At 70.6% G+C, this 12,184-nt stretch carries 10 protein-coding genes and 1 tRNA gene; 5 read left to right on the top strand and 6 right to left on the bottom strand.

Annotation, left to right across the window (positions count from 1 at the left end; all coding sequences use genetic code 11):
* Positions 1-8 precede the first annotated feature (8 nt).
* Positions 9-320 (bottom strand): hypothetical protein, encoded by a 312-nt coding sequence (locus IE286_RS13665; RefSeq protein WP_189796961.1) that lies wholly within the window; start codon positions 318-320, stop codon positions 9-11.
* Positions 321-421: 101 nt separating this feature from the next.
* Between IE286_RS13665 and IE286_RS13660 the strand changes: the two genes are divergently transcribed.
* Positions 422-649 (top strand): DUF4287 domain-containing protein, encoded by a 228-nt coding sequence (locus tag IE286_RS13660; RefSeq protein WP_125496878.1) that lies wholly within the window; start codon positions 422-424, stop codon positions 647-649.
* Positions 650-790: 141 nt separating this feature from the next.
* Here the strand turns inward: IE286_RS13660 and IE286_RS13655 are convergent, their stop codons facing one another.
* Together IE286_RS13655 and IE286_RS13650 are read right to left on the bottom strand one after the other, a co-directional pair.
* Positions 791-1,717 carry a Bax inhibitor-1/YccA family protein gene (locus tag IE286_RS13655; RefSeq protein WP_189796960.1) on the bottom strand — a complete coding sequence of 309 codons (927 nt, stop codon included), beginning with the start codon at positions 1,715-1,717 and terminating at the stop codon, positions 791-793.
* Between the two features lie 136 nt (positions 1,718-1,853).
* Complete coding sequence (locus tag IE286_RS13650) at positions 1,854-3,029, bottom strand: 4-hydroxybenzoate 3-monooxygenase (RefSeq protein ID WP_189796959.1); 1,176 nt, start codon at positions 3,027-3,029, stop codon at positions 1,854-1,856.
* 335 nt (positions 3,030-3,364) lie between these two features.
* On the opposite strand from IE286_RS13650, the gene IE286_RS13645 reads away from it, so the two are divergent.
* Positions 3,365-3,634, top strand: a complete 270-nt coding sequence (locus IE286_RS13645; RefSeq protein ID WP_189796958.1) for a hypothetical protein — start codon at positions 3,365-3,367, stop codon at positions 3,632-3,634.
* Between the two features lie 368 nt (positions 3,635-4,002).
* On the top strand, positions 4,003-5,622 hold the full coding sequence (locus IE286_RS13640; protein WP_189796957.1) for an MDR family MFS transporter: 1,620 nt from the start codon (positions 4,003-4,005) through the stop codon (positions 5,620-5,622).
* Positions 5,623-5,700: 78 nt separating this feature from the next.
* Here the strand turns inward: IE286_RS13640 and IE286_RS13635 are convergent, their stop codons facing one another.
* The 3 genes from IE286_RS13635 to IE286_RS13625 form a co-directional block, all read right to left on the bottom strand.
* Positions 5,701-6,114, bottom strand: coding sequence for a hypothetical protein (locus IE286_RS13635; protein WP_189796956.1), 414 nt, complete (start codon positions 6,112-6,114; stop codon positions 5,701-5,703).
* A gap of 203 nt (positions 6,115-6,317) precedes the next feature.
* Positions 6,318-7,526: a site-specific integrase gene (locus tag IE286_RS13630; RefSeq protein WP_189796955.1), complete on the bottom strand. Its 1,209-nt coding sequence runs from the start codon at positions 7,524-7,526 to the stop codon at positions 6,318-6,320.
* A 687-nt stretch (positions 7,527-8,213) separates the two neighbouring features.
* A tRNA-Leu gene (locus tag IE286_RS13625) sits at positions 8,214-8,296 on the bottom strand.
* A gap of 468 nt (positions 8,297-8,764) precedes the next feature.
* Here IE286_RS13625 and IE286_RS13620 point away from each other — a divergent pair.
* Both IE286_RS13620 and IE286_RS13615 read left to right on the top strand, forming a co-directional pair.
* Positions 8,765-9,565 (top strand): ABC transporter ATP-binding protein, encoded by an 801-nt coding sequence (locus IE286_RS13620; RefSeq protein ID WP_189796954.1) that lies wholly within the window; start codon positions 8,765-8,767, stop codon positions 9,563-9,565.
* A 59-nt stretch (positions 9,566-9,624) separates the two neighbouring features.
* The gene (locus IE286_RS13615; protein ID WP_189796953.1) at positions 9,625-12,153 is read left to right on the top strand and encodes an ABC transporter permease; all 2,529 of its coding nucleotides are present in this window, start codon (positions 9,625-9,627) and stop codon (positions 12,151-12,153) included.
* Positions 12,154-12,184 lie beyond the last annotated feature (31 nt).

Here is a 12,184-nt window from a genome sequence, read left to right as displayed (position 1 = left end):
GCCGCGCCTCACACCCCCGCGCGCTTCTGCGCCTCGGTCACCAGCCGTACCGCCTCCTCGACGTCCTCCTCGGAGGTCAGGACGAGCGCCAGGTCGTGCCCGGCGACGGTGAGCTGGTCCGCGGCCGCGAACATCCCGGCGTCGGGCATCTGCCGCGGCTCGCGTCCGGGAAACTCCGCGAGCTGGGCCCGGCGCGCCAGTTCCCTCGCCAGCTCCAGCGCCTCGGCCGCCGCGCCGCGCTGCAGTCGGCTCTGCGGCGCCGCCCGCAGCCGGTCCGCGAAGTGATCCACCGCCCGGGTCAGAGATGTCGTGTCCACCACGCCGCGAGGGTACGCGCCGGACCCGGACTGTTGCCAACGCGGCCGTGCTCAGGCACGGTGGCGTGAAGGACCGGCCTTGTCGAAAGCGTCCGGAGGCGCCGATGTCCCACGTGTACTCCGAGGAGACCCATCGCAACCTGCTTGCCCGCATCCCCGCATGCACCGGCCGTGAAGTGGCCGACTGGCTGCGCACCGTCGAGGAAGGCCCCGCACTCGGCTTCGAGGAGAAGCTCAGCTGGCTCCGCCACGAGCACAACCTCTCCTACGGCCACGCCAAGGCGCTCATCCACGAGTTCGAACTGAGGAGGGCGGCGCGCAAGCTGGTCTAGGACATCGGCGCTGAGTGCGCGACGAGCCCCGAAGCAGCGGACATGGCGAAGGGCCCCGGGATCGCTCCCGGGGCCCTTCCCGTGCACCCGGCCGGCTGCGGCTCACCGGCCGTCCAGGTCGAGCCGGCCTTTCCGGCCGAGCTAGTCGTTCTGGTTGAGGATGGCGATGAGCCGCAGGAACTCCAGGTAGATCCACACCAGCGTCAGCGTCAGGCCGAACGCGGCCAGCCAGGCCTCCTGGCGCGGGGCCCCGTAGGCCACCCCGTCCTCGACCTGCTTGAAGTCCAGGGCGAGGAAACAGGCACCGAGCACGACACCGACGATGCCGAAGAAGACGCCGAGAGCACCGCTGCGGAAGCCGAGCCCGTCACCGCCGCCGAACACGGCGAACAGCACGTTCACCATCATCAGCAGCACGAAGCCGAGCGCGGCCGCCATCACGAAGCCGTAGAAGCGCCGGTTGACCCGGATCCAGCGCGCCTTGTAGGCGATCAGCACGGCCGCGAAGACCGCCATCGTGCCGAGCACCGCCTGCATGGCCGCACCGCTGGCGATGCGGTTGTCGATGACGCTGGAGACGACACCGAGGAAGACGCCCTCGAACGCCGCGTAGGCCAGGATCAGCGGAGCCGAGGCCTTGCGCTTGAACGACTGGACGAAGCCCAGCACCATCGCGACGAGCGCGGCACCGATGCCGAGGCCGTAGGACCGGCCGATGTTGGCGTCGTCCACCGGCAGCAGCGCCCAGGAGAGGGCGGCGGCGACCACGAGCACACCGAGCGTGGAGGCGGTGCGCACGACGACGTCGTCCATCGTCATCCGGCCGGTGGAGGCCGGGGCCTGCGGTGGTGCGCCGTAGTACAGGTCCTGCTGGGCGTACGGATTCTGAGCGTAAGGGTTCTGAGCGTAGGGGTTCCCGCTCGGCTGGGCGTACGGGTTGCCCTGCGCGTACGGATTGCCCTGTGCGCCGACAGCGGGGCCCCCGGCCTGCGGCGCGGTGTTGAAGCCCGCGTAGCCGTGGTCGCGGCTGAACCCCCGTCGCGAGAAGACCGGGTTTCTGCTCCTCATCTCACTCCTCCATGGCCGCACGGCGCGACCCTGGGTCAAGAGTAATGGACAGGCAAAGGGTTGACCTGATACCTGTGGAGGATCTTTCCCTGACCTTTCGGCGCGACACGCTACGGCAGAACGGTGAAGGGAAGGGTCAGTCGAGCGGGAAGCCGGTGTACCCCTCGGCGAGGTCGGCCTCGGCCGCCCGGCAGGTGGCGATCCGCTCCAGCCGTGCCAGCTGCAGACGCTCCTCGAACGCGGTGGCGTCCGGGGCGCGGTGCAGCATCGTCGTCATGTCGTAGCTGAACCGCTCCGCCTGCCACACCCTCCGCAAACACCTGTCCGAGTAGGCGTCCAGCAGTTCCTCGGACCCGGTCCGCAGGCGGTGCTCCAGCGCCCTGGCGAGGGTGGCGACGTCCCCGACGGCGAGGTTGAGGCCCTTGGCACCGGTCGGCGGCACGATGTGGGCGGCGTCACCCGCGAGGAACAGCCGTCCGTGCCGCATCGGCTCGTGCACGAAGGACCGCATCGGGGTCACCGACTTCTGGGTGACCGGCCCGCGGCGCAGCGTCCAGTCGTCGTCCGTCTCCAGCCGCCGCTCCAGCTCGTCCCAGATGTGCTCGTCGGACCAGGTCTGCGCGTCGGTGTCGGCGGGGACCTGGAGGTAGAGCCGGGAGATGGAGGGCGACCGCATGGACAGCAGGGCGAAGCCCCGTTCGTGCCGGGCGTAGACCAGTTCGTCGTGGGAGGGCGCCACGTCCGCGAGGATGCCGAGCCACCCGAACGGGTAAGCCCGCTCGTACACCCGGGCCGACTCCGCGGGGATCGCCCTGCGGGACACCCCCCAGAAACCGTCGCACCCCACGACGTAGTCGCACTCCAGGACGTCCTCGCGCCCCCCGTGCCGGAACCGCACCGCCGGACGGTCGCTCTCGGCTCCCTCCACGGCCAGCGCCTCCGCCTCGAACAGCAGCGGCCCGCCCTCCTTGAGCTGGAGGGCGATCAGGTCCTTGCAGACCTCCGTCTGGGCGTAGACCATCACGGACCGGCCCCCGGTCAGCGCCGGGAAGTCCACCCGGTGCCGCCGCCGGCCGAACCGCAGCTCGATGCCGTCGTGCCGCAGCCCCTCCCGGTCCATCCGCTCCCCGGCCCCGGCCGCCCGCAGCACGTCCACCGTGCCCTGCTCCAGGATCCCGGCCCGCTGCCGCTGCTCGACGTAGGCACGGTCGCGGCTCTCCAGCACGACCGAGTCGATCCCGGCGTTGTGGAGCAGCCGGGCCAGCAGCAGGCCGGCGGGCCCGGCCCCGATGATGCCGACGGTGGTGCGCATCGGTCGTGATCCCTTCGGTGGGCGTCGTTGCCGTGACGGACGGGAGCGCGCGGCCGCGTACGCGCAGGGGCGCGGCGGGCACTGCGTGTGCCGCGAGCAGCTGGTTCGTGTGGTGAAGTTTCCTTCACTCGAATGCCCTGAGTTTCCGCCGGGTCTCGGGCGATGTCAATGGTCCGCGCTCGAACATCCACGGCTCCGGCCCGGAGGGCGCAGCCGTAGCCTCCGGGGGGCGCCCATCACGCCGAACCCCTCGCACAACGACTACTCGTACGACCTGGTGCTGCGTCTGCGGCTCCCCGACAACGCGAAGCTGCGTCAGTACCGGCTGACCGGAGGTGACACCCCCGGCAACCGCGACCCTCGACGGGGACGAGCTGGTCCTGCGGGCCCCCGGCCCCTTCCCGGCCGCCGTTGCCTTCCAGCTGCCCACGGTGAAGCTCACCCTCAAGGCGACCACCCGGGGCTCGGTCACCACCGAGCCGGGAGGCTCCGGTTACGACACCTACGGATTCGGCTGGGACTTCATCCCCTCGGCGAACGAGGCCCCGCACGTTCCGGCCCACCAGCACCCTGCGGTGCTACCCCCAATCCTGCCCAGACACTGACGTCGACCACCGTCAAGTAACCGGCCACCACTGCGGAGGGCGCACGCGGACACTCGCGACCCGGGTACCCGCGTGCGCCCTCATGGGACCGGTCCGGCCCGGGGCCGTGGCCGTGGCCGTCGGCACCGAACCGAAGAAGTCGCGGAATGTCTCGGGTCCCTTGCCACGCCTCTCACCACCGTTCTGTCAGGGTTTGCGCGGCGGCCCTTCCGGCCGCGCTGACCACGCTCGCCGCACCTGCTGGAGACCACCTGGACTCCCGGTCGAACGGCCCGCGGCGGCTTGACCTCAACTGCGATCGAGGTTGCAGGGTTTGGTGGTCCTCAACACCCCAGCCGACACCGCGTTTCAGCCAAGGAGTACTACCCATGACCGACACCGCGAGGCCGCCGGCCCAGTCGGAAACGACCGGCGGGCCGAAACCACACGCCAAGATCATCCTTTTAGGGCTCATGCTCGGGATGTTCCTGTCCTCGCTGGACCAGACCGTGGTGGCCACCGCGATGCGCACCATCACCGACGACCTGCACGGGCTGACCCAGCAAGCATGGGTGACCACCGTCTACCTGATGACCTCGGTCGTCTCCACCGCTCTGTACGGCAAACTGTCCGACGACCACGGCCGCCGACCGGTCTACCTGCTGGCCGTGGGCATCTTTCTGGCCGGTTCCGTGCTGGCCGGCCTGAGCCAGGAGATGTGGCAGCTGATCGCCTCCCGTGCCGTCCAGGGCATCGGCGCCGGCGGTCTGATGAGTCTGGCGTTCACCATCCTGGCCGATGTGGTGCCGATGCCGCAGCGCACCCGGTACCAGGCGTGGTTCGGTGCCGTTTTCGGCGTCTCGGCCGTCGTCGGGCCCGTGGTCGGCGGCTGGTTCGCCGGCATGGACACCTTCCTCGGCGCCACCGGCTGGCGCTGGGCGTTCTTCATCAACGTCCCGATCGCCGTGGCCGCAATGGCGATCATCGGCCGGCTGCTGCGGCTGCCCAAGCCCCAGGCGGCCGGCCGGCAGACCGACGTGCTCGGCCTTGCGACCCTGGTGGTCTGCGTGGTGCCGCTGCTGATCGCCGCCGAGCAGGGCCGCGCCTGGGGATGGGGCTCCGGCAGCACACTGGCACTGTTCGCCGTCGGTGTGGTGGGTCTGGTGCTGTTCCTGCTGGCGCAGCGGCGGGCGGGCGAGGCGGCGATACTGCCGCTGAGCCTGTTCCGCAACCGGGTCTTCACCCTGGTCAACGGCGCCAATGTGATCGTCGGGATGGGCGTGTTCGGCGTCCTGACCGTACTGCCGATGTACCTGCAGATCGTCCGGGGACTGACACCGACGCAGGCCGGCCTGATGCTGCTGCCGCAGACCGTCGGCATCGTCCTCTCGGGCCGGGTCGCCGGACCGTACGTGGCCAGGACGGGCAACTACAAGATCGTGATCGCGACGGGTGTCGTGCTGATGGCGGTCGCCTCGTGGTGGCTGAGCACGACGAAGATGGACACCGGACTGTGGCAGACCGGGGGCGCGACCCTGGTGATGGGCGTCGGGGTGGGCTTCTCCTGGCAGGTGATGCTGGTGGCGATCCAGCGCAACGCCGCACCGCAGAACATGGGCGCCGCGATGGCGTCGTACACCTTCTTCCGGCAGATCGGGTCGACGGCCGGCGCGTCGGTGTTCCTCGCGGTGTTCTTCGGCACCGTCAGCGGGCACGTGGCACGCTCCTATGCGGACGCCGCCTCGGACAGCGCGTTCGCGGCTGCTGCCCATGACCCGTCCGTCGCCTCTCAGCCGGCCAACCGCATCCTGCTCCGGGGCGCCGACGGCAGTCTGGATCTGGACGACACCTCGTTCCTCGCACACGCCGACGACCGGATCGCACGCCCCCTGCTTCAGGCCATGACCCAGGCCATCGACGAGGTGTACCTGGTCAGTGGCTGCTTCCTCGTCCTGGGCGTCCTGCTGTCGCTGTTCGTCCCGCAGCAGCGTCCGCATCAGACCGCGTAAGGCGCGAGCGGGGCCGAGGCATCGGCGTCGCGGTACGCCTCGGCCCCCGCTGTCGTGCGCGGCCGGACGCAGGTGCGGTCACGCCGCCGTCCGGCCGCGCACCATGTCCACGATGGCTTGGGTCACCTCGTGCGGGGTGGGCAGGGAGGCGATCTCCGCGGCCAGTTCCCGGGTCCGGGCCGCGTACCGCATGAACTGTGCGGGACCGGCGTCGGGGCGGCGCACCGACGGCGGACACAGCTCGATGTCCATGTCCGGTGCGGGAAGGGCGGACAGCCCCATCTCATCCATCTCGGGGACCAGTTCGGCCGCCGCGGCCAGATCGATGATGACCGGTTCCCCCATGTTGAGGGCATGCCGCACCCAGGGCAGCCCGTACCGGTGCGCCAGCAGTGGTGCGGCATACGACAGTGAACCGCCCACGATGACGTCCGGCCTCCAGCTCTCGACCAGCGGGACCAGCCCTTCCATGCCGAGGGCGAGCCGGGCCATGCCACGGCCGTTGAACAGGACGCCCCCTGCGGACCCTGGCCACACAGGACACCACCACTGCCTGCTCGACATCCAAGCGTGGTGGCTGTGCTGGCGCACCTGACCTCACAACCTGAACAAGCCGAAGAGGCCCTCTATGGGCCTCTTCGGCTACCCCCGGGTGCGGAGCGCCCCGCACCCCTACGCGCCGTCACACGGCCGTCTCACGCCCTCTCCGAGCCGACCGCGCCGGATGCAGCGAGCAGATCCGCAACGCGTCCGTACGCCGCGGCGAACGCCGCCTTGACCGCGGTCCGGTCCAGGCCCCACGCCCGCGCCTCCGTCAGCGCCTCCGCCCCCGGCAGCCACTCGGCCGACCGCATCGCCGGCTCGTCGGTGTACCCCTCCTCGAAGTCCCACCGCCACACGCTCCGCGGTTCGGCCGCGGCCGGCTCCGGCATCACCTCCGACCCGTCGTCCTTGTACACGACCGGGCCGGCCTCCCACACGAGCACACGGGAGGGCACCTCGGCCCGTACGGCCTTCAGGCCGTTGTCCGCGCCCACCACGCCACCAGCCGTACGCCGCCACCAGTCGCACGTCATCCGCTCGACGCGCACCGCATCACCGCGGTCCTGCGCCCACCGCTCGGCAGTCCACTCGGCATGCTCCACGTCCCAGAACGCCACCCGGTACGAGCCAAGGTGAGCCACGTAGAGGCACTGGCCCGGGTCCTGGACCGGCTGGTGCTCGTCGACCTCCTCGGCGGCCGAGGACACCGGGCCGAACCCGAGTGCCTGGTCCATCGCGGCCAGCGCCGGCCCGTGCGCCTCCCGCTGCAGGTGCCCGTACGTGTCCGAGGTCGTCGTGATGGACTCATGGCCCAGACGCCGTTTGATCAAGTCCAGGTTCACGCCCGCCGAGATCAGTGCCGCGGCGTGGCTGTGCCGCAGACCGTGCACCTTGGGGAACTTCCACGCGGGCAACAGCCCGCGGCTCTTGGCCTCGTCGACCGCCTCCCGCCACCGGTCGTAGAACGTGCTGTAGATCAGCTGCTGCCCGCGGCCGTTGTGGAAGACCAGCTCGTCCGGCCCCCGGCCGGCCGTCAGCTCCGACAGCTCTCCCCACAGGGCCTCGCTGATCTCGACCGTGCGCCTGCCCGCCCGGCTCTTGGGCGGCCCCAGGTAGAACCCTTCACCGCGCGCGCCACGCTTCCACGCGCGAGCAACACGAATCTCGTAGCTGCCCGACGACCGCGCCCGCACGTGCTTCACCGCGAGGGCCGTCAGCTCACCCCACCTCAGCCCCGTGCCATAGGCGAGGCGGACGAGTATCTGGTCCTCGCGCCGCGGCAGGCCCTCCACGATCCCGGCGACCTCGTCGTGCTCCAGGAAGTCGCCGTCCTCGCCCTCGTCGTCCTCCACCGTCGTCATCGGTGCGGGGAAGCCGCGTCAACCGGCACGGGTTCCGGTCGCGCAGCGGCGGCTCGTGGCCTACCGCAGCCTGCAACACCATACTGAGCAGCGCGTGCAGGCCCCGGACGGTCTTCGGAGACATGAGCTTGCGCCGGCTGCCCCGCCACACCCACGTACGGCACAGCTCATTCACCCACGCGCCGACCGTCTCGCGCGAGAAGTCCGCGGCCGACCGCACGTCGCAGTCCCCGAACGTAGGGAACACATAGCGCTCAAGGTCCCGGATGCAGTCCTGCCGGTACCTCTCCGACACTCCCGTGCGGGTCGCGATGACCTGGAGCGCGAAGTTCCGGAACAGGTACATGTCGTTGGCGGGCAGCGCCCCATCACCGACGTACCCAATCCCCGGGACCCAACCGACCGGCCACCGCTGGTCGGCCTCCTCCACGGCCGATAGGAAGATCTCCGCCGCCTCGCGGTTGTCGAACTTCTCACTATGCCATGGCGCCGTTCGGGCGCCCCCCTCACGCCAGCGGACTCGATACGTGGCGTTGCCACGCTTGTCCTTGCGTTCTACGACGTAGGCCATGCCATCGCAGGCTAGCAGCCGCCGTGCGCACACGGTGCGCACACGGTGCGCACACGAGACGAAAACGTCCACCCCGCCTCACCTGTCACCGCAGGTCAGACGGGGTGCAACCGAAGTGCCCGGAACCGGACTCGAACCGGTACGCCCGCGAGGGGCAGCGAGGTTTAAGCTCGCCGTGTCTGCATTCCACCATCCGGGCAGGCCGTGGGCTCCGCACAGGCTCCGAGCCTATCGGGAGGTGTCCCCTGAACAGCGGACGGACGGACCGATGTTGTCTTATTTTATTGACATCTGAGGGTGCATCAGGCCGGAGAGCGACCATCGGACGCACCTGTCAGTAGCGTTGCGTGCGGCAAGGGGGCGCGCACGCGAAATGACGGAATTTCACCGTCCGGACACGACGCGCACAGGCGGCCGTGCTCCGGGGAGGTCCCTGAGGCCGCCGGCCGCCCGCGGTCCCCTGCTGACCTGGGCCTGACGGCCGGGCCGTGCGGGGCGTTCTCCGGGGCGGGGATCATCCCCAGGTAGGACACGGCGGGCCTCGGTCAGACCCGAGTCGGCCCTCGGAACGGGCACAGCGTCTGACGGTGCGGGGCCGGGCGGCGACGACGATGGTGACAGATCCCACGTTCGAGAATCATCGTCGTCCTGTCAGGAGCGCCCACCCGTGACCACCTCTTCCTTCGCCGGCCGGACCACTGCCGTGGCCGCACGTGCCACGGAGCTGTCGAAGATCTATGGACAGGGCGAGACCCAGGTGATCGCCCTGGACCGGGTCTCGGTGGACTTCGCGCAGGGGCAGTTCACCGCGATCATGGGTCCGTCCGGGTCCGGCAAGTCCACGCTGATGCACTGCGTGGCCGGACTGGACACCTTCTCCTCCGGCTCGGTGCGCATCGGCGACACCGAGCTGGGGTCGCTGAAGGACAAGCAGCTCACCCGGCTGCGGCGGGACAAGATCGGCTTCATCTTCCAGGCGTTCAATCTGCTGCCCACGCTGACGGCCCTGGAGAACATCACGCTGCCCATGGACATCGCGGGGCGGAAGCCCGACCGGCAGTGGCTGGATTCGGTCATCGAGATGGTCGGTCTGTCCGGGCGGCTGGGGCACCGGCCCTCGCAGCTGTCCGGCGGTCAGCAGCAGCGCGTGGCGGTCGCCCGGGCGCTGGCCTCCAGGCCGGAGATCGTCTTCGGTGACGAGCCCACCGGCAACCTGGACTCCCGTTCGGGTGCCGAGGTGCTGGGCTTTCTGCGCAACTCGGTGCGCGAACTGGGCCAGACGGTGGTGATGGTCACCCACGACCCGGTGGCGGCGGCGTACGCGGACCGGGTGGTGTTCCTCGCGGACGGCCGGATCGTGGACGAGGTGTACGGGCCGACCCCGGACGCGGTGCTGGACCGCATGCGCAGCCTTCCCGGAGGCAGCCCACGGACCCCCGCGGCCGGCGCCGAGGGCCGCGTCGGCTGACCCCGCGCACCCGGACCACCGCCCACCTGCACCTCGTACCTCTGGACTGAGACACACCCATGTTCCGCACCGCCTTGCGCACCGTGCTCGCGCACAAGGCCCGGCTCCTCATGACCGTGCTCGCCGTGATGCTCGGCGTCGCTTTCGTGTCGGGGACCCTGGTCTTCACCAACACCGTCTCCGGCGCCCTGGAGAACAGCTCCGCCCGGGGCTTCGACCACGTCGACGTGGCCGTCCAGCCCGTGTACCAGGAGGGCAAGGGCGACCGGGTCGGCACGCTGCCGAAGCTGACCGACGCCACACTGGACACCGCCCTCCATGTGCCGGGGGCCGCCTCCGCCATCGGTGTCGTCGAGGGGTTCACCGCGATCGCCGACAAGCACGGTGAGCTGATCGGCGGCGGGTTCCGTTCCAAGGGCGGCAACTACTGGGGGGACGACGACCCCCGCTATCCGCTCGTCGCCGGCACCGCCCCGCACGGCAAGGGCCAGGTGCTCATCGACTCCAAGACCGCGCAGCGGGCCGGCTACCGGGTCGGTGACACCGTGCGCATCTCCGTCGACGGCCCGGTCCTGACGCCGACGATCAGCGGCATCTTCACCACCGACGACGGCAATGTCACCGCCGGCGGCAGCCTCGCCCTGTTCGACACCGCCACCGCCCAGCAGCTGTTCGGCAAGCCGGGCTCGTACGACGAGATCGACGTGAAGGCGAAGCCGGGCACCGGTCAGAGCGTGCTGAAGCAGCAGCTGGACACCGCGCTGCCGAAGGGCCTGACGCAGGCCACCACCGCGGATCAGCTGGCCTCGGACCAGGCGCGGGCGATCGCCGACTCGATGAGCAGCCTGAAGAACGGTCTGCTGGTGTTCGCGGGGATCGCGCTGTTCGTCGGCACCTTCATCATCGCCAACACCTTCACCATGCTGGTCGCCCAGCGCACCAAGGAGCTGGCGCTGCTGCGGGCGATCGGGGCGTCGCGCCGGCAGGTGACCCGGTCGGTGCTGATCGAGGCGTTCGTGGTGGGTGCGGTCGCCGCCGTCGTCGGGCTGGTCGCCGGCATCGGCATCGGGGCGGGGATGCACTCCCTGCTGGGGTCGTTCGGCTCGACGGTGCCCGACGGGCCGCTGGTGGTGACGCCCGGCACGGTGGTCGCCGCGTTCGCGGTCGGCATCCTGGTGACCATGCTGGCGGCGTGGCTGCCCGCCCGGCGGGCCGCGAAGATCCCGCCGGTGGCGGCGATGAGCAGTGTGCACGCCACGGCCACCACCAAGTCGCTGGTGCTGCGCAACACGCTGGGCGCGCTGCTGGCGGCGGCCGGTGCGGGGCTGGTGCTGGTGGCCACCACGATGAGCGGGGACTCCGGTCAGGCCCCCATGGGGCTGGGTGCCGTGCTGCTGATCACGGGTGTGTTCGTGCTGACCCCGCTGCTGTCCCGGCCGGTGATCGCGGCCGCCGCGCCCGTGCTGCGTGCCTTCGGGGTGGCGGGCAAGCTGGCCCGGCTGAACGCGGTCCGCAACCCGCGCCGCACGGCGGCCACCGCCTCGGCGCTGATGATCGGGCTGACGCTGATCACGGGCATGACGGTGGTCGCGAACAGCATGCAGCTCGCGGTCGAGAAGCTGGCGGCCTCCGCGATCCGCGCCGACTACGTGGTGTCCATGGCCAACGGCAACGACCTCTCCCCGGACGTGGAGCGGAAGCTGAAGGCCACCGAGGGCGTCACCGCCGTCAGCCCGATGCGCAACGCGATCTCCCGCATCGACGGCGCAACGGAGTTCCTGACCGGTGTGGACGGTGCCGCGTTCGGCGAGCTGACGGATCTGCCGGTGGCCGACGGCACCTTCACCGTCGGCGGCACCACGGTGGTCGTCGACGGCGACACCGCCGAGGACCACCACTGGACGGCCGGTTCGCGCTTCACCGTCTCCTACGAGGACGGCCGCAAGCAGGAGCTGACGGTCGCCGGGGTGTACCGGGCCAACGAGATGATCCGCGGCATCCTCATGGACAAGGACACCCTGGCCCCGCACCAGACCGATCCGGCGGACATGCAGATCATGGTGAAGACCGCCGACGGCCCCGGGGACGCCGTCAAGGCCCGGCTGGTGAAGGCGGCCGGATCCAACCCGGCGATCCTGATCCAGGACCGCCAGGACATCTCCGACGGCATCGCGCGAAGCGTCACACTGGTGCTGAACATGCTCTACGGCCTGCTGGCGATGGCGGTGATCGTGGCGGTCCTCGGTGTCGTCAACACCTTGGCGATGTCGGTGGTCGAGCGGGCCCGGGAGATCGGCATGCTCCGCGCGATCGGAGTGGACCGGGCGGGCGTGAAGCGGATGGTGCGCCTGGAGTCCCTGGTGATCTCGCTGTTCGGCGGAGTGCTCGGCATCGTCCTCGGCGTGTTCTTCGGCTGGGCCGCCGGGTCGCTGGCCGGGGACCGGCTGGAGACGTACGAGCTGGTGCTGCCGTGGGGCCGGATGGCGGTCTTCCTGCTGCTGGCGGGGGTGGTTGGTGTCCTGGCGGCGCTGTGGCCGGCGCGGCGCGCGGCCCGGCTGAACATGCTGCGGGCCATCACCTCGGAGTGACGGCTCGCCGTCCGGGCGAGGGCCCCGTACC

The organism is Streptomyces thermodiastaticus, from assembly GCF_014656135.1.
Taxonomy (GTDB): Bacteria; Actinomycetota; Actinomycetes; order Streptomycetales; family Streptomycetaceae; genus Streptomyces; species Streptomyces thermodiastaticus.
This window is presented reverse-complemented; position numbering and strand designations above follow the sequence as displayed.